Origin of the sequence: Bacillus sp. DX4.1, assembly GCF_030348195.1 — a bacterium.
In the GTDB taxonomy this organism is placed as follows: Bacteria; Bacillota; Bacilli; order Bacillales; family Bacillaceae_G; genus Bacillus_A.
On record NZ_JAUCFT010000008.1, the window covers coordinates 3,338,620 to 3,356,955 of the forward strand.

The 18,336-nt window shown below is 37.4% G+C and carries 16 protein-coding genes, 1 pseudogene and 1 riboswitch; all 17 genes and pseudogenes read right to left on the minus strand.

Annotated features, from left to right (window positions below; all coding sequences use genetic code 11):
* Positions 1–81: 81 nt before the first annotated feature.
* Positions 82–690, minus strand: a pseudogene (gene recA, locus QUF99_RS19915) (recombinase RecA); the annotation flags it as partial.
* Between the two features lie 144 nt (positions 691–834).
* The gene (locus QUF99_RS19920; protein ID WP_289372251.1) at positions 835–2,073 is read right to left on the minus strand and encodes a competence/damage-inducible protein A; all 1,239 of its coding nucleotides are present in this window, start codon (positions 2,071–2,073) and stop codon (positions 835–837) included.
* Positions 2,074–2,093: 20 nt separating this feature from the next.
* Positions 2,094–2,672, minus strand: coding sequence for a CDP-diacylglycerol--glycerol-3-phosphate 3-phosphatidyltransferase (gene pgsA / locus QUF99_RS19925; RefSeq protein WP_289372254.1), 579 nt, complete (start codon positions 2,670–2,672; stop codon positions 2,094–2,096).
* Positions 2,673–2,736: 64 nt separating this feature from the next.
* On the minus strand, positions 2,737–3,642 hold the full coding sequence (locus QUF99_RS19930; protein ID WP_289372256.1) for a helix-turn-helix domain-containing protein: 906 nt from the start codon (positions 3,640–3,642) through the stop codon (positions 2,737–2,739).
* A gap of 21 nt (positions 3,643–3,663) precedes the next feature.
* Positions 3,664–4,449, minus strand: a complete 786-nt coding sequence (locus QUF99_RS19935; protein ID WP_289372259.1) for a DUF3388 domain-containing protein — start codon at positions 4,447–4,449, stop codon at positions 3,664–3,666.
* Positions 4,450–4,587: 138 nt separating this feature from the next.
* Complete coding sequence (locus QUF99_RS19940) at positions 4,588–4,836, minus strand: DUF3243 domain-containing protein (protein WP_289372261.1); 249 nt, start codon at positions 4,834–4,836, stop codon at positions 4,588–4,590.
* A gap of 80 nt (positions 4,837–4,916) precedes the next feature.
* Positions 4,917–5,630 carry an elongation factor P 5-aminopentanone reductase gene (ymfI, locus tag QUF99_RS19945; RefSeq protein WP_289372263.1) on the minus strand — a complete coding sequence of 238 codons (714 nt, stop codon included), beginning with the start codon at positions 5,628–5,630 and terminating at the stop codon, positions 4,917–4,919.
* A gap of 63 nt (positions 5,631–5,693) precedes the next feature.
* Positions 5,694–6,980, minus strand: a complete 1,287-nt coding sequence (gene yfmH / locus QUF99_RS19950) for an EF-P 5-aminopentanol modification-associated protein YfmH (RefSeq protein WP_289372264.1) — start codon at positions 6,978–6,980, stop codon at positions 5,694–5,696.
* Positions 6,981–8,255: an EF-P 5-aminopentanol modification-associated protein YfmF gene (gene yfmF, locus QUF99_RS19955; RefSeq protein ID WP_289372265.1), complete on the minus strand. Its 1,275-nt coding sequence runs from the start codon at positions 8,253–8,255 to the stop codon at positions 6,981–6,983.
* Positions 8,256–8,497: 242 nt separating this feature from the next.
* Positions 8,498–9,457, minus strand: coding sequence for an ABC transporter permease (locus QUF99_RS19960; protein ID WP_289372266.1), 960 nt, complete (start codon positions 9,455–9,457; stop codon positions 8,498–8,500).
* A complete protein-coding gene (locus tag QUF99_RS19965; RefSeq protein WP_286121494.1) occupies positions 9,458–10,516 on the minus strand; it encodes an ABC transporter permease in 1,059 nt (352 codons plus the stop codon).
* Positions 10,509–12,041, minus strand: a complete 1,533-nt coding sequence (locus QUF99_RS19970; RefSeq protein WP_289372268.1) for an ABC transporter ATP-binding protein — start codon at positions 12,039–12,041, stop codon at positions 10,509–10,511. The genes QUF99_RS19965 and QUF99_RS19970 overlap by 8 nt, the downstream gene beginning before the upstream one ends.
* A gap of 120 nt (positions 12,042–12,161) precedes the next feature.
* Positions 12,162–13,235, minus strand: a complete 1,074-nt coding sequence (locus QUF99_RS19975; RefSeq protein WP_289372269.1) for a BMP family lipoprotein — start codon at positions 13,233–13,235, stop codon at positions 12,162–12,164.
* Positions 13,236–13,323: 88 nt separating this feature from the next.
* On the minus strand, positions 13,324–14,049 hold the full coding sequence (locus QUF99_RS19980) for a GntR family transcriptional regulator (RefSeq protein ID WP_286121497.1): 726 nt from the start codon (positions 14,047–14,049) through the stop codon (positions 13,324–13,326).
* Positions 14,050–14,283: 234 nt separating this feature from the next.
* A riboswitch (purine riboswitch) is annotated at positions 14,284–14,385 on the minus strand.
* A gap of 206 nt (positions 14,386–14,591) precedes the next feature.
* A complete protein-coding gene (locus QUF99_RS19985) occupies positions 14,592–16,985 on the minus strand; it encodes a DNA translocase FtsK (RefSeq protein ID WP_289372271.1) in 2,394 nt (797 codons plus the stop codon).
* 390 nt (positions 16,986–17,375) lie between these two features.
* Positions 17,376–17,579: a YlzJ-like family protein gene (locus QUF99_RS19990; protein ID WP_289372272.1), complete on the minus strand. Its 204-nt coding sequence runs from the start codon at positions 17,577–17,579 to the stop codon at positions 17,376–17,378.
* A complete protein-coding gene (locus QUF99_RS19995) occupies positions 17,576–18,313 on the minus strand; it encodes a ClpP family protease (protein ID WP_289372273.1) in 738 nt (245 codons plus the stop codon). The genes QUF99_RS19990 and QUF99_RS19995 overlap by 4 nt, the downstream gene beginning before the upstream one ends.
* Positions 18,314–18,336: the final 23 nt, after the last annotated feature.

Below are 18,336 nucleotides of genomic sequence, written 5' to 3' on the forward strand. Positions count from 1 at the left end.
AGGTTTTTTAACATGCTATCACTAGCAAGGGAAACCCATAGTAAACTCCTTAATCTTTTACGATTAAGCAACTTTTAGTTGATTTCCAAACATAACCCCAACTTTTTCACGAATTTGGTTAATAAAGATAGCGATTGTTTTAGACTTGTTAATTGCACCTGAAAGCTTACGAAGCGCTTGTGACATTAAACGTGCTTGTAAACCAACGTGAGAGTCACCCATTTCACCTTCAATTTCCGCTTTTGGAACAAGAGCTGCTACAGAGTCAATAACGATAATGTCAACTGCCCCACTTCGTACTAACGCCTCTGCGATTTCTAAACCTTGTTCACCTGTATCTGGTTGTGATAATAGTAATTCATCAATATTAACACCTAATTTTTGTGCATATACCGGATCCATCGCATGCTCTGCATCAATAAATGCTGCTTGTCCACCTTGACGTTGCACCTCTGCAATCGCATGTAACGAAACTGTTGTTTTACCTGAACTTTCAGGCCCATAGATTTCAATAACACGGCCTCGTGGGTAGCCACCGACACCAAGAGCTACATCAAGTGCTAACGAGCCACTTGAAATCGTAGAAATTCTACGTTCTGCTTGCTCCCCCAATTTCATAATAGAACCTTTACCGAATTGCTTCTCTATTTGTTTTAACGCCATATCTAATGCCGCTTGACGATCACTCATTCAAATTCCTCCTTAACGTTATTGCTAATCTTATTATACCTATTTTCGTTTCAATTTGCCAACAAAAATCGAACGTTTATTCGATTTTTTTATTTTTTCTAGAGAAATGTCTTATTTTCAGCCACAAAAAAAGCTAAAAGAGACTTACATCTCTTCTAGCTTTTTGTATAAATGATAAAACCCATATTTTACAGAACGTTCTCGAATTTGCTGGCGGCTTCCACTTAATATAAGTGGAAAAGCAAGCGTTGGTTCCCCTTCTATTGCTAAGCCAACAAAAACAGTCCCCGGATCTTTTCCTTCTGAAGCATCCGGACCTGCAACTCCAGTAAAACTAATACCAATATCTGCATTCAAAAGTTTTTTAACGTTTTCAGCGAGGTATCGAGCACATTGTTCACTGACAGCGCCCACTGTTTGTAATGTTTCCTCTGGTACTTGCAAAATGTGTTGCTTCACATCGTTATGATAGCAGATCACGCCGCCTTTAAATATAGAAGATACACCAGCACTTTCGATCACTTGATCGCCAAAAAGGCCACCAGTTAAACTTTCCGCACATGCTAACGTTAACCCTTTTTGCTTCAATAGAGCAATCGCTTTATGATGAAGCAAATCTTGATTATATCCGTAGAAGAATTCCCCTACTCTTTCTAAAATCAAATCCTCCACATACTGAATCAACACTTCTGCTTGCTCAGCATCATGATGTTTCGCAGTCAGGCGAAGTGTTACTTCCCCTTCAGAAGCAAGCGGCGCAATCGTTGGATTTGTTTGGTTATCAATTAAATCTTGAACTTTCACTTCTAGTTGAGATTCTCCAATGCCGAAAAAGCGGAGAACGCGGGAATATATATGTTCACCAGTTGTAAAGTTACGTAAAAACGGCTCTACATAACTTGTATACATCGGCTTCATTTCTTTCGGTGGACCTGGTAATAAAATAAATACCTTCTCGTTCTTGGTCAACCCCATACCTGGGGCCATACCGTGATCATTTGCAAATACAGTCGACCCTTTTAAAACAAGCGCTTGCTTCTTATTATTTTCTGTAAACTCACGCCCTGTACGCTTGTAATACGCGCCAATTGACGTTAGTGCTACTTCGTCATACACAAGTTCTTCTTGTAAGGAAGATGCGATCGTTTCCTTTGTTAAATCGTCTTTTGTCGGCCCTAATCCTCCAGTGAAAATTAACATATCTGCCCGCTTCTCAGCAATTTGAATTGCTTCTTGTAAGCGGTGATTATTATCACCTACAACAGTATGATAATAGACATTAATTCCAAGTAAGGCCAACTTCTCAGATAAAAATTTCGCATTTGTATTTGTGATTTGCCCGAGTAATAATTCTGTTCCAACCGCAATAATTTCGGCATTCATTCCGATTCCCCCATAAGCTGTTATTTTGAATTCATAAACACAGCTCTATTTTTCCAGAAATAATCCCATCCTGAAATAACCGTAAAAATAAGTGCAATCCAAATTGTAATCTCCGCAACTGGAATATGAAGTAGATTAAATGGTACATCATGGAGTAGATATGCAGAAATTGCAATCACTTGCATCCACATTTTTATTTTTCCAGGCATCTTTGCAGCTGCCACCTCTCCAGTACCAGCTAATACAAGACGTAGTCCCGTAACCGCAAACTCACGGCTAATAATAACAATAGCTATCCATGTTGCCACATAATGTAAATCCACAAGTGTGATTAATGCGGCAGATACCAATAATTTGTCTGCTAAAGGATCTAAAAACTTCCCTAAACTCGTCACAAGATTGTGTTTTCTTGCATAATGTCCATCAATCCAGTCGGTAGCTGAAGCAATGATGAAAATAATCGCTCCTGCTAAATGCTGAATTGGTAAATCCATATTTCCAATTGAATAAGTTCCCCAATTAAAAGGAGCAAGCATAATCACTAGAAAAATTGGAATAAGGCAGATTCGAGATATTGTAATTTTATTTGGTAAATTCACAGCTATTCCTCCATCATGTCAAAAACATTCGTTCATTGCAAAAAAGTCATCGAAGCGATGACTATTATTGTGCTGGTTGCTCTGTCCCTAAGTTTTTAATCACCAATCTTTGATGATATTCTTTTTCTGGATCTAATGGGAAAGCAACAACTTGGCCATTCAGTTTAATTTCAACATTCGGTGCACTTCCAATGTTAAGGCGCACTTCTTTTTCTGTTGTTAAATCACGTTGTTCTGTCTGGCCTTCTTGTAACGTGCCATTAAAAATGACATTTTCACCACCATTTTTAATATCTACATAACTTGCACCTTTTGCTGTAATTTCCAGCTGCAATGCTTTATTATTATGAATTTCTAAAGTAGATGTCTTTCCACTTGTTCCAACAACTTTAACTTCCTCTTGTGTTGAAGCTGGTGGCTCTTCTTTTTTAGGTTCTTCTTTTTTAGGTTCTTCTTTTTTAGGCTCTTCCGCTTTTACTCCATCTTTTTTTTCATCAAGCGGAGAGTTTTTTACTTTCTCTACTTCTATTTGTTCACTTTTACTTTGTTTTACTTGTACCTCATCTTTTCCAGCCAATGCTTGGAAAATAAACCAAACCGCAACCCCGACTGCAATCACTAACAATGCAATCAAAATCTTTGGCATGTGATCTGCAATTGGAAGTGATGTTGCTTTTTGCATTGTTTCTTGTGTTTTTTGGCCTTTTGATACTTGTGGTACATCATGAGATACTGATTGTGGTACTACGCTTTGATACTCTACCAACAACTCTTCCCCGTTCAAACCAACGGCGTCCGCATATTGTTTAGTAAACGCACGTGCATAAAAAGCACCAGGCAATATACTGTAATCGCCCTCTTCAATCGTCACTAAATATCGTTTTTGAATTTTCGTAATTTCCTGTAGCTGATCAATAGAAAAGCCTTTCGCTTCTCTTGCTTCCCTCAGCTTTTGTCCTAATTCCGTCACTGCTAACACCTCAATATTTCTTTAAAAGTCAAACATAGAGAAATTATTTTGCGTTCCTTGCTCAATTTCATCTACTAAATTATATTCAATTTCTTCATCATAATCGTTACGCAATTCAATAATATAATCAAAATCATCAAGTGTATATTCTGATTGACTCACAAATACATCTGGATGTTCGACAACCTTTGTTGCTGGTAATCTCATAATTTCACGAACAAGCTGCCAATGCCTTTCATTCGCACGCTTTGTTGAAACAATTCCATCTAATATAAAAATATTATCGTCGCTATACTCATCTTCAATCAGTTGACTACGTACAGTTTGTTTAATGAGCGTTGATGAAACAAACAGCCAACGCTTATTTGCACAAACACTTGCAGCAACGATAGATTCTGTTTTCCCAACGCGAGGCATACCTCGAATCCCGATGAGTTTATGGCCTTCTTTTTTCATCAATTCTGCCATAAAATCCACCAGTAATCCTAATTCATCACGTACAAAACGAAATGTCTTTTTATCATCTGCATCTCGTTGTATGTACCTGCCGTGCCGAATTGCCAACCTATCCCGAAGCTTCGGCGGACGATATTTCGTTACCGTTATATTATCCATCGTATTCAAAATTGATTCAAGTCTAGAAATTTGCTCTTGATTATCACACATAAGCAACAATCCACGTCGAGCATTATCTACACCATTAATTGTGACAATATTAATGCCAAGCATACCGATTAACGAAGAAACGTCACCAAGCAAGCCAGGTCGGTTTTTATGTATTTCATATTCAAAATACCATTCAATCATCCAAGACCACTCCCCTTGCTTACTTTACACCTACGTACTATATTATATGATTTTACGTTAATAGGGAAGATAAATGTACAATCGAATCACAGTATTTTCTATCGCTCAAAAAAAAGAGAGGATTTTCTCCTCTCTCTTTTACTTATGTTGTACAAATTTCACCATTAAGTTCGCAATTGTATGCTGCTCTTGCTCATCAGCAACTTTCCAAAGCTCTGCTAAAAGCTTTTCTTGGTCATTGCGTGCCTCTACTTCATTTGCAAGATAATCTCCAACGCGGTATGCCATATCTGAAACGGCACCACCATCAAGACCTTTTCCTTGCGCTTGCTCTAGACGCTCTCCTAAATAACCTTTCCATTGTTCAAAGTTATCTAATACTGACATGTTTAAGCACCTCACTATTAAGTAATAGAATCATGCTTAATTTGTACAATTTCTTGCTTTTTATGTACTTATTTTTTATTTTAACAATGCCAGCCACCGTTGACTCCAATAATTTGTCCTGTTATATAGGAAGAGTGCGGGGAAACAAGGAAAGAGACGGTTTTTGCAACCTCTTCTGGCACTCCTAATCGTCCAGCCGGAATTTCTTCCGCGATCCCTTTCTTATCCTCCTGTGAAAACACGCTTAACATTTCCGTTTCTATTGCTCCTGGAGCTACTGCATTTATACGTACACCACTTAAAGCAACTTCTTTTGCCAAGGCTTTGACATAAGAATTTTGTGCACCTTTTACCATAGAATATAGTACTTCACAAGAAGCCCCTATTTGCCCCCATATAGATGAAATGATAACGATATTTCCATAACGCATACGAATCATTGATGGAAGTGCAAATGACAGAAGTTTATATACACTTTTCACCTGCAATTCCACCATTTCATTCAATTGCTCATTTGTAACATCTGTCGCTAACCCAAATATACTTTTTCCAGCTGCATACACAATGACGTCAATTGGATGATGAATTTGTGCCCAAAGCTTATCTGCACCATCTGGCGCTGCCAAATTCGCTTGAACTGGAATAATCGTACCAAACCGCAGCTCTAATTCTTTGACTTTCTCTTCACTTCGATTGTAATGAACATATACTGTATAACCATCTTCAATTAACTGTGTTGTAATTGCGGAGCCAATTCCTCCGCTTCCCCCAGTCACTAATGCAAACTTTTTCATGTCTTTCCTCTCTTAAATCCATTCGTTGTTCCATCAATATAGGAAAGGCCCACATTGATGACTTTATTTCTTCGGCAATACTTGGCAAACGCTTATTCTTTCTTCTGATAAGAATGTTTTTGCTACTTCTTGCAAATCTCGAACCGTTAAGCTCTCTAAAGTCGAAAGTGCATCAAATAAACTAGAGCCATTAAAAGCATACCGTGTAAATTGATTTGCAATATATTCTGGCGAGTTGAGCGAGCGTAAAAAGCCACCAATTTTCTTTTTCTTTACACGTTCTAACGTTTCTTCGCTTAACTCATCATAATTTGTTTCCAGCAAAATACTGATTAAACGATTTGCTAACTCGTCGGGTTGTTTCGTGTCTCCTCCAACCATTGCAAAGCCAAAATTACTTTCTTCCGTGTAATCATAAGCGAACGTATCATCAATTAAACCTTCATTATATAAAGATTCATAATGCGTAGAACCTTTACCAAACAAATAATCTAAAAGCAGTGTCAATGCAATCTCCTGTTTTAAAAGTTCATCCCCTTTTTGTTTTAGTTGGTTCGCTTTCACACCAACTAAACATTTTGGAGTTTGAACAGGCATGGAAATGACCATTTTCTTCTCATTTACTTCTTCTGGTTCTTCTTCAAAAGAACGAACGATTTCTGGTTGGTTTTTATAATCTTTCTTCGCCTGATTTTCACGTACTAAATCCATTGTTTTTTCCGGGTCAATTGCGCCTACAACAAACATCAGCATATTGCTCGGATGATAAAACGTCTCGTAGCATTCATATAATAAGTCTTTTGTAATGTTGCTAATGGACTCAATCGTTCCTGCAATATCAATCTTAATCGGATGTTTGACAAATAAGCTATCGATTAAGCCGAAATATAAGCGCCAATCTGGATTATCTTGATACATTTGAATTTCTTGACCGATAATTCCTTTTTCCTTTTCAACGGTTTGTTCAGAGAAATAAGGTTCCTGTACGAAATTCAATAATGTATTTAAATTTGTTTCGACATTTGATGTACACGAAAACAAATAGGCCGTTCTCGTAAATGACGTAAATGCATTAGCAGAAGCCCCTTGTTTACTAAACAGTTGAAACGCATCATGATCTTCCTTCTCAAACAACTTATGCTCAAGGAAATGGGCGATTCCATCCGGCACCCGCACCATTTCTTCTTTTCCAAGTGGAACAAAAGTATTATCAACGGAACCGTATTTTGTTGTAAATGTTGCAAATGTTTTATTAAAACCCTGTTTTGGTAAAATGTATACTTCTAATCCATTCGGGAGCTTTTCATAATAGAGTGTTTCTTTTAATTGTTCATAAACGATTTTTTCCATTTATTCTCCCTCCGTTCCGTGTAAAAAGTAAATGGTATCTAACTCAATGCTATTCGCAACTTTTACAACATCTTCTTTTGTAACACGCTCAATTCCCGTTAACCATTCCTCTACCGGACGCGTACGTTCTGCAATGACACCATGATAAAGGAGCTCAACGAAACCGCGAGGTGTATCAATTGCTTCTAAAATTTGATTTTGAATCACGCTTTTTGTTTGTTTCATTTCCTCTTCTGAAAAATCACCATTTTGCATCGCTTTCATCTGCTCTTTAATAATCGTAACTGCTTTTTCATAATTTTTCGCCTCAATTCCAGACATAACAAAGAGGAGTCCTTTATGACTTTCAAAGCGAGATGCTGCATAATACGCTAAACTGTTTTTTTCACGTACATTGACAAACAATTTCGAATGTGAAAAACCTCCAAATAAACCGTTGAACAACTGCAGTGCAAAATAATCTTCATCGCGGTACGTAATGTACGTGCGATATCCAATATTTAATTTACTTTGCTTTAATTCTTGTTTCTCCACTATTTCTTGTTCTTCATTATTTCTTTTATGAAGAAGGACATTTTTTTCTTTCAGCGCACGAGGCGAAATTGAAAAATATTTACCTACAAGATCAATTGCATCTTCTCCAATATCACCAATGATATATAAATCCATTTCATCTTCTGCTAACACTTTTTGATAATATTGATATAAAGTTTCACTGGCTATACTTGTTACGCGCTCCTTTTGTCCATTCGCACTTAAACGATATGGTTCCACTTTACACATTTCTTCTATTAATCGTTCATTTGCATAACGCATTTTATCATCATATGTAGCTTCAATTCGCTGCACAAGAGCCCTTTTCTCGCTTTCTACAATCGATTGCAGAAAGCCGTTTCCTTCTGTTGCCGGATGTAATACAATATCCGACAGCATGGCAAGTGCTTTTTCAAACAGCGGCGGTGCATCTTGTAAATACGTTTCATTTGCAACGTCTACATAAATAGAGATAATATGATCTTCCCCTTTTTTACTTACATCCACCGCTAGGGACGAACCGTATAATTCCTCTAAATATTGACGAAGGCGAATAACAGATGGTAGTTTTTCTGTTGCGCTTTGTAATACATATGGCAATAGCGCTCGCTCTGTCACCGTTTCCTCGTTTAAAGGTGCTTTTAAGCGAAATACAAAGGTATTCGTTTTATATTTGTCTGTTGGAATAATATGTACACGCAAACCACCTAGTTCATGCATTTGCTGTTCCATTAATTTCATTATATAGCCCTCCTTTACATATGTAGGAATATTCCTCTTCAATATACAGTTTTTAGAAAAGAAAAAGCAACTTTTCTTACCTTTTCACTTTATTCTACTATCACATCATCTCTTATAATGTAAGTATCGTATAAAAGGTATTTTACTGTATTAGACATATTGTATGTAAAAAAGCTCGCACTAATGTGCGAGCTTTTTACATCTTATTTTTTATTACAAATACTTTTAACTGCAAGAGGCCTTTATCGTTTCCCTTTTTCATATGGCGTTCCAAGTGCTTTTGGAGCTTCTGAACGTCCTACAAAACCAACGAGTGCTAAAATCGTGAATACATATGGCAATATTGTTAAGAAAACACTTGGAATTTGATCTAATACAGGAATCGTACCACCTGTTACACCAAGAGATTGTGCAAAACCGAAAAACAGAGCAGCACCAAGAGCACCGAGCGGATTCCATTTACCAAAAATCATAGCTGCTAACGCTAAAAATCCTTGTCCTGTAATCGTTGCACCTGAAAAGTTATTTGAGATTGACATTGCAAAGATGGCACCACCAACCCCAGCAAACATTCCTGAAATACAAACAGCGATATAACGCATCTTGTACACATTAATCCCCATCGTATCCGCCGCCATCGGATGCTCACCAACAGCACGCAGGCGAAGACCAAATGGAGTTTTATAAATAATGTACCAAACAACAAATGCTAAAATAATGGCAATATACGATGTTAATGGTACATTGGAGAAAAAGATTTTTCCGATGACCGGAATATCAGAAAGTCCTGGAACATCAATTTTTTCAATACGATATTGAATAAAATCAGTTTGTCCTTTACCAAATATCTTCTTAATTGCAAAGACCGTTAAACCGAGTGCTAAAAAGTTAATGGCAACCCCACTTACCACTTGATCAGCACGGAATGTAATGGATGCAACCGCATGAAGAAGAGCAAATAGTCCACCGCCAATTGCAGCAAATACAAGCGCAATCCAAGGCGTCATTGGACCCCACGTATCACCCATTAACAAGGTTGTAACAATACCAACAAATGCACCAAATAACATTAACCCTTCTAAAGCAATATTTACAACACCGGATTTTTCGCTAAACACTCCGCCGAGCGCTGTAAAGATAAGTGGCGCTGCCGTATATAACGTACCTGTCACAAGAATGGCTAAAATATCTAGGAAACTCATTTATTTCCCCTCCTTGCTCATGCGTGTCAGCGCCCACCGTAAAACATAACTACAAGCAACAAAGAAGATAATACATGCAATGATTACATTAATTAACTCAGACGGAACATCTGCTTCGAAGTTCATTTGTGGTGCTGCACTTTTTAAACCACCGAATAATAATGCTGCTAGTAAAATACCAAATGGATTATTTCCTCCAAGAAGCGCTACTGCGATTCCATCAAATCCAATTCCCGTAAATGAAGACATCGCCGTCATATTTTGGAATGTTCCAAGCCCTTCCATTGCACCGCCGATTCCTGCAAACGCGCCAGCAATTGTCATCGATAATATAACGTTACGAGATACTTTCATACCAGCATATTGAGAAGCATGTTGGTTAAATCCAACTGATTTCAATTCATACCCTAAAGTGGTTCGATCTAATAAGAACCACATGAGAATTGCAACTAGAATCGCAACTACAATTCCCCAGTGAAGACGAGATCCTTCCGTTAAAGAGGATAACCACTCAGATGATAATGATGCGCTCGACTGTATATCATATGATTTCTCATTTGCTTCATGTAAAAAGCGTTTAATAAGGTCATATGTGACATAAAGTGCAATATAGTTCATCATAATAGTCACAATAACTTCATTGACCTTAAATTTCCCTTTCAAATATCCAGGAATAAAGCCCCAAAGTCCGCCAACAATTGCTGCAACTAGAATCGATAAGGGAATATGGAGAAATGCTGGTAATGAAACAGCATACCCAAACCAAACCGCTGCAAGCCAACCCACTAATAGTTGGCCTTCAACACCGATATTAAATAGTCCAGTACGGAACGCAAATGCAACAGAAAGACCAGCCAAAACAAGTGGAATCATCGTACGAAGCGTTTCACCTAAAGCCTGCGGATTTCCAACCATACCTTCCCATAACGCTGTATAGCCGACAATTGGATCGTATCCACTGACTAACATGACAATGGCACCAACAAGCAAACCAAAGATAACGGATAACACTGGAACTAAAATATTAATCGTTCGCTCCGTTAAAAATTTTTTAGCCATTTGTATTCACCTTCTCTTTCCCTGTTCCCCCAGCCATCAAAAGACCAAGCTGTTGCTCGTTCGTTTCTTTCGCATCAATAATAGCAACGATTTTTCCTTCATAAATAACAGCAACTCGGTCACTCACATTTAAAATTTCATCAAGTTCCAACGAAAGAAGAAGCACTGCTTTTCCTTTATCTCTCTGCTCAATTAATTTTTTATGAATGAATTCAATGGCTCCCACATCTAAACCACGTGTTGGCTGTGCTGCAATTAATAAATCCGGGTCACGATCTACTTCACGTGCAATAATTGCTTTCTGCTGATTCCCACCAGATAATGCTCGAGCTAACGTTTGTTCACTTGGCGTACGCACATCAAACTGTTGAATAAGCGTTTTTGCCTTTTCAGCAATCTTGGCGAAGTTCAAAACCCCTTTATTAGAAAATGGATTTTTATAATATGTTTGTAAAACCATATTATCTCTTACTGAAAAATCGAGAACGAGACCATGTTTATGACGATCTTCCGGAATATGACCGATACCCTCTTCTGTAATCCGCCTAACAGGCCAATTTGTTATTTCCTTCTCTCTAATTGCAATAGAACCTGACTCAACTTTTCGTAAACCAGTAATCGCTTCTATTAGTTCACTTTGTCCATTTCCATCAATCCCTGCAATACCGATAATTTCTCCTGCACGAACAGTTAAGTCAAGCCCTTTTACAGCAGGCAATTGACGTGCATCATGAACCACAAGGTTTGCAATAGAAAGTACCTCTTCCTTAGGTTTGGCGTCTGACTTTTCTGTTTTAAAATTCACTTGACGTCCGACCATTAATTCTGCAAGTTTATGTTCATCTGTATGTGCAACGTCAACAGTTCCAATTCCTTTACCTTTACGAATAATCGTACAACGATCGCAAACTTCCATAATTTCTTTTAACTTATGTGTAATAAGAATGATAGATTTGCCTTCTTGCACAAGTTTTTTCATAATTTGAATCAGTTCATGAATTTCTTGAGGTGTCAATACAGCTGTCGGCTCATCAAAAATTAAAATATCCGCACCACGATAGAGCGTTTTTAGTATTTCCACACGCTGCTGCATCCCAACAGAAATATCCTCAATTTTTGCATATGGATCCACCGCTAAACCGTATTGTTCAGATAACTTTTTAATTTCTTTTGCCGCTTCATCAATGGCAATCTTCCCTTTTTTCTTCGGTTCATTTCCTAGAATAATATTCTCTGTAACTGTAAAATTATGAACAAGCATAAAATGCTGATGCACCATACCAATACCAAAGTCATTTGCAATATTAGGGTTTGTAATTTTTACAGATTTCCCTTTAATTTTAATTTCTCCCTGCTCCGGTTGATACAAACCAAATAGTACATTCATTAACGTTGATTTCCCTGCACCATTTTCTCCAAGTAAAGCATGTATTTCTCCCTGTTTTACTTGCAGCGTAATATTATCATTCGCTACAATTCCTGGGAATACTTTTGTAATATTATTCATCTCAATTACGTATTCCATATTGTTCCTCCTTTTAGCAGGGAACACTCCCCTATTACAATCTATTAACAGCAATCCTAGTACACACTTTATATATGCAAAGGTTAGTTCTAAGAACTAACCTTTGCTATTTCTCTATAATTATTTTTTAAGAGAGGCTTCATATGTTTTGTACTCTTCTGGAGTAGCTGGTACTTTAATTTCACCATCTGTGATTTTCTTTTCAAACTCTTCCACTTTTGTTAAAATTTCCGGATTTACTTTTTTCACGTTATCAGTTGTTTTCGCAATACCAATACCGTCATCTTTTAAACCAAACTCTTCTATTTTTCCACCTTTTAACTTACCATCTTTTGCTTCTTGTGCTACTTTCGCAACTGCAATGTCAACACGTTTTACCATAGAAGTTAAAGTTACGTTTTCAGGCATACCTTCTTGATTTTGATCACGGTCAACTCCGATTACCCAAACGTTTTCACCTTTTTTCTTACGGTTTTTCGCTTCTGTAAATACACCGTTACCAGTCGCACCAGAAGCATGATAAATTACGTCAATGCCTTGACCATACATTGCTGATGCTAATACAGAGCCTTTTTCCGGTTTGTCAAATGCATCTGCATATTGTGCAACAATTTCAATGTTAGGGTTTACCGCTTTAGCACCAGCTTTAAATCCAGATTCAAATTTCTCAATTAATGGACTTTTCACTCCACCGATAAATCCAACTTTATTTGATTTCGTTGTCATTGCTGCTACAGCTCCAACAAGGAAAGAACCTTCATGGTCTTTAAATGTAATGCTTGTTACGTTTGGTTTTTCGACAACTGTATCTACAATCGCAAACTGTTGTTTTGGATATTGATCTGCTACTTTTTCAATTGACTCTTGCATTAAGAATCCAATACCGAACGTTGCATTATAATTACTTTTCGCAAACTTTGTTAAGTTTGGAATATAGTCTGAATCCTTGCTTGATTGAAGGTAACGATATCCTTCATTTTTTTTCAAGTCGTTGTCTTTACCAAACTTCGTTAAACCTTCCCAAGCGGATTGGTTAAATGATTTATCATCTACGCCCCCAACGTCTGTAACCATACCAACTTTGAAGCTTTTATCCGCTTTTTCGTCACTTGCCTTATCCGAATTACCACATGCACCTAATACTGCACTCGCTGCTAACGTTAATGATAATAAAATACCTACTTTTTTCTTCATACTAGAAACCCCTCCTAATTTATATATCTATCTACTAATATGCCATTGTCCCCTTCTTCTTGCTGTCACCTCCCTAAAAAAGGACATATTACATACGCTTTCTTAATACGTGGAAGCTAAATTTATCTGCTCTAAAATAATTAATAGAATATAAGATTGCTTCATCATTTTGATCATAGTGCATTTGCTTTAAAATAAGTAGCGCTGTTTCTGGTCCACATTGTAAAATCGGCGATATTTTCGGATGATAGCCCATCGGTTCAATATGAGCAACCGCATATGTAATGCGTTTATGCGTATTATTGTGTATGACTGTAAGAAGCGATTCCTCATTGTATTCCGATAAATTTGGTAATACTTCTTTTGCTAACTTATCAATGCAATAGACAACAGGTTCCCCGTCTGCTGTACGAACACGTTCAATCATTAACGCCTCAAAGCCTTCTTCACTATTAAACTTTTCTTTTTCCTCTTCTGTTAAGCTCGTAGTAGATGACGATAAAAAGATTGTTCCTGGTGTTTTCCCCACACTGGTAATCATATCTGTAATACTTGAAAGCTGTTCAATTCCAGAAGAAAACAAAGGTTTTGCATTCACAAAAGTACCAACACCATGTCTTCGAATGACAACATTTTCTTCTTCTAAAATACGTAATGCCTCACGTAAAGTAGCTCTACTTACGCCGAGTTCTTTCGCTAAATCAAATTCTGAAGGCAACTTCTGTTTCTCTTTATATGCCCCGCTTTTGATTTTTTCTTTAATGTGGTCGATCACCCGTAAATATAAGTGTCGACTATCGGATTTGACTGACATAAGACTCCCCCGCATTCCAATTATTCGACCTCTGATGTAAGACTTCTGTTCTCTTTTTTCAACAGATCATATAGTATGAATCGTTCTAAATTAAAATAGAAAATAATGATTTGTCGAATAAGTGTTAATAATTTTGTAAGGCGAAATTTTCTATCTTTATTTTATAAAAAAAACTTTGCACCCAACATTTCTCTTGTAGAGAAAAAGTTAGGCACAAAGATCCTTACATCCTTTGTTACATACTTTTCCCCTCATAGTCCAGCAATTCATGGTTGCTAGGTAGAAACTTATGGACCTTATTTCCAAGATTATATGAGGTACTGATTCTTTTCGAAGTAATCGTACCACTTGTCCCAATATGTGTCAACATAATTCGACACTTTTCCAAGATAAATATCGAACGTTTTTCAAGATAAGAACAAAAGCATTCGTATTCTAAAGATATCCTTTTGATTGAAAGCCCTTTCTTCCTGAATGACTATAGTATATAACAAAATTACCATATAAAAAAGCCCAATTGTATAAACAATTGGGCTTTTTTATTAAGAACTTTTTTCTTGTATATCTGTAATCAATACTTCTCTTGGCTTGCTACCTTCGTATGGTCCAACTACACCGTTCATCTCCATTGCATCAATGAGGCGTGCCGCACGCGTATATCCAACTCGGAATCTACGCTGCAACATAGAAACAGACGCCGTTTGCATTTCTACAACAAGTTGAACTGCTTCATCATATAAACTATCTTCTACTTCTCGCTTTGTATCTGGTACATCTTGTGGAATCATATCTTCTTGATATTGTGCTTTTTGCTGTGCAACAACGTACTCCACTACTCTTTCTACTTCATCATCTGATAAAAATGCACCTTGTACACGAACTGGTTTTGAAGCACCGATTGGTATAAATAACATATCTCCGCGTCCTAATAGTTTTTCTGCGCCCCCGCCATCAAGAATCGTCCGAGAATCAGTTTGCGAAGAAACCGCAAAGGCAATACGAGATGGAATATTCGCTTTAATAACACCGGTAATAACGTCAACAGACGGACGCTGCGTCGCAATAATTAAATGAATGCCAGCAGCACGTGCCATTTGCGCAAGACGCATAATCGCATCTTCTACATCAGAAGAGGCGACCATCATTAAATCTGCTAACTCGTCCACAATAACAACAATGTATGGAAGCTCTGGCTGTTTTGCTTCTGATTGCTCATTATGGTTTCTAATGTATTCGTTATACCCTTCAATATTACGCGTACCACTATGAGCAAACAATTCATAGCGGCGCTCCATTTCACTGACAACTTTTTTCAGTGCTTGTGATGCTTTCTTCGGATCCGTTACAACGGGCGTTAATAAATGCGGGACACCATTATACACATTTAACTCTACCATTTTCGGATCAATCATCATTAATTTTACTTCATGCGGTTTTGCACGCATTAAAATACTAACGATAATACCATTGATACATACACTTTTTCCGCTACCAGTTGCTCCAGCTACTAATAGATGGGGCATTTTATTTAAGCGCGCTAACACGGCTTCACCGGTAATATCACGACCAAGACCAATTAACAACTTTTCTTCTGGATGATTGTTTGCTTTCGAATCCAGTACTTCTCTAAGTGTTACCATCGCAACTTCTGAATTCGGCACTTCAATCCCCACTGCTGATTTCCCGGGAATTGGTGCTTCAATTCGAATATCTTTTGCAGCTAACGCAAGGGCTAAATCATCACTTAAACTTACAATTTTACTTACTTTAACCCCCATATCGGGATAAACTTCATATTTCGTAACCGCAGGACCTTTATGCACTTTCGTTACTTTTGCTTTTACACCAAAACTTTGGAAGGTGCGTTCCAACTTACGGGCATTTTCATAAATTTTCTCATTCTCATTTGAAACTTGTTTATTTTTTGGAAACTTCAATATATCTAAAGATGGGAGCTCATAATCTTTATTTTCCACATTTGCAAATTGCATCGGTGGTGCTTTTGTTTCTCCTTCAAGAGACTCAACAATTTTTTCTCCTCTTTTTTTCTGCGGTTGCTCTTTTTGTACAGGAGGAATTTCTTCCTCCACCATATGCGGCGGAGCAATTAAATTGTTTTCATTTTTGTTATCCTTATCTTTCTCTTCACTTACAGGATAATTCTCTGTAAAATTCGAAATAATAGGTGGTCCGATTTCTATTTCTTCTATCGGCTCATCAATTTCTTCTTGAACGTCATGACGTCGTTCACTATGCGTACGCCTTGTTGTTTTTTTCTTTTCTGTTTGCTCAGCAGCACGTTTCGTTCTCCAGTCTTTATAATCTCCCTGCATGTCTTGAAACTGACTTCGTAATATCCGGCCAATCGGAGCAAGTACTTCTCCGATATGTTTGTTCGTAATACAAAGTATACCAAGAATAACAAGAATAATACCAACGATATAGGCTCCTACTTCATCAAATAAAAAGTAACATGTTGCAAACATAAGGGCACCAAACATACCACCGCCTAGATGAACAGATTCTACACCTTTTTTCATCTCATAAAAAAATAAATCTTTCGTACTAACAATCACAGATGCATTTTCTACTGTTCCCTCTTTTGAGAGAAGGTTAAATAATGTAATATGACTAAACATTAATATCGCTAATATAATTAAATATACGCCAATTAATCGCTTATTTAATAAATTTGGCCATGCTCGTTTTATGACAAATGCAATTGATAATGCAATTACACCTAGCACGCCAATTATGTACCATTCTCCAAAGAAAAAGCGAAAAAATAACACAAATGCTTTACCTACAACACCTAGCTGTAAAATTGTAATAATTGAAAGTGCAAAAAGAGTCAAACCGACGATTTCATAATACAAAGTTGGTTTTATCGTACGTCTTGCTTTTGCTTTCGTCCCTCTTTGCTTTTGTTTTGCCATTTCTTCACCTCAAATTCCTAAATAAAGTAAAAGTTTCGTTCATAGAAAGTATTCTATATATATCGTTCGCCACATCAATCTGATTTTTCCAAACAGCCTTTCACCATCTATGTATGTCTCACACTTCTTTTGAAATGCAAAATAGACAGAAGAAAGCAGCCTAATCATGGCTGCTCAACCGTCTTGTTTTTTATATTATACCATAGCTTCTGAACAAAATCCTGCTTTTTGCTAAAAGTACGTGTTCAAAAAGGAGGATAAAGAGAGCCAAGCAATTCGAGGCACGGAAGCCAGAAGGATACGGAGTGTAGCTAGAACTACATGAGTACCGGACTGGCAACGTAACGACGAAATAGGGCAGCTATCTTTACCGGACTTTTTGAACATCTTCTAAAAGGTTATTTTCTGTCCAGGCTCAAATTGTAAATAATGAGAGGGATTCGTACTTAGTACACGAACAATGGAATACTGCTGTCCATTTTCTTCGGACACGACCATCTCTATACCGTTTACATTCACTATTTTTTGCTGCGCACACTGCGAATAGTCGGCCGGATAAACAAGTTGCTCTGGCATAATTGTATATAAAATCATTGTAGCAACTTCCCTTCCTGATTCATCTCTGCTCGTATATCTATTAATTCATTTAATTTCCGAATCGCATGCCCAATACCACCGACATCATCTATTAAACCATACTTCACTGCATCTATTCCAATAACATTTGTCCCAATATCGCGTGTTAAGTTACCCTTCGCAAACATAAGCTCTTTAAAACGATCTTCCGTCACTTTTGAGTGTTTTGTTACGAACCTAATAACGCGTTCTTGCATTTTATCCAGATACTCAAATGTTTGCGGCACACCAATGACAAGACCCGTCAGACGAATTGGATGAATTGTCATTGTAGCAGTTTCTGCAATAAACGAATAATCTGTTGATACCGCAATTGGTACACCAATCGAATGCCCTCCACCTAAAACAAGAGATACAGTTGGCTTTGAGAGCGAAGCCACCATTTCGGAAATCGCCAAACCTGCTTCTACATCGCCGCCTACTGTATTAAGCAATAAAAGCAACCCTTCAATTTTTGGGTTTTGTTCAATCGCCACAATTTGTGGTATCACATGTTCGTATTTGGTTGTCTTATTTTGTGGTGGTAACTGGACATGCCCTTCAACTTGTCCAACGATTGTTAAACAATGAATGCGCGACTCGTTCATTTGTGGAACATTCGTTTGACCAAGCTGTTGAATTTTTTCTAACACTGATGCCTCTTTCGCATCAGGTTCTTTCTCTTCATTTGTGAAACCATCACGTTCTGTCATATCGCATCCCCTTTCGCTCGTAT

Coding starts and splice junctions, on each gene's coding strand:
- QUF99_RS19990 (WP_289372272.1), bottom strand. CDS start 17,579: ATGATTTTATATACAATTATGCCAGAGCAACTTGTTTATCCGGCCGAC.
- QUF99_RS19960 (WP_289372266.1), bottom strand. CDS start 9,457: ATGAGTTTCCTAGATATTTTAGCCATTCTTGTGACAGGTACGTTATAT.
- QUF99_RS19920 (WP_289372251.1), bottom strand. CDS start 2,073: ATGAATGCCGAAATTATTGCGGTTGGAACAGAATTATTACTCGGGCAA.
- QUF99_RS19975 (WP_289372269.1), bottom strand. CDS start 13,235: ATGAAGAAAAAAGTAGGTATTTTATTATCATTAACGTTAGCAGCGAGT.
- yfmH (WP_289372264.1), bottom strand. CDS start 6,980: ATGGAAAAAATCGTTTATGAACAATTAAAAGAAACACTCTATTATGAA.
- QUF99_RS19940 (WP_289372261.1), bottom strand. CDS start 4,836: ATGTCAGTATTAGATAACTTTGAACAATGGAAAGGTTATTTAGGAGAG.
- QUF99_RS19980 (WP_286121497.1), bottom strand. CDS start 14,049: ATGTCAGTCAAATCCGATAGTCGACACTTATATTTACGGGTGATCGAC.
- QUF99_RS19965 (WP_286121494.1), bottom strand. CDS start 10,516: ATGGCTAAAAAATTTTTAACGGAGCGAACGATTAATATTTTAGTTCCA.
- yfmF (WP_289372265.1), bottom strand. CDS start 8,255: ATGAAATTAATGGAACAGCAAATGCATGAACTAGGTGGTTTGCGTGTA.
- QUF99_RS19995 (WP_289372273.1), bottom strand. CDS start 18,313: ATGACAGAACGTGATGGTTTCACAAATGAAGAGAAAGAACCTGATGCG.
- ymfI (WP_289372263.1), bottom strand. CDS start 5,630: ATGAAAAAGTTTGCATTAGTGACTGGGGGAAGCGGAGGAATTGGCTCC.
- QUF99_RS19935 (WP_289372259.1), bottom strand. CDS start 4,449: ATGATTGAATGGTATTTTGAATATGAAATACATAAAAACCGACCTGGC.
- QUF99_RS19985 (WP_289372271.1), bottom strand. CDS start 16,985: ATGGCAAAACAAAAGCAAAGAGGGACGAAAGCAAAAGCAAGACGTACG.
- QUF99_RS19970 (WP_289372268.1), bottom strand. CDS start 12,041: ATGGAATACGTAATTGAGATGAATAATATTACAAAAGTATTCCCAGGA.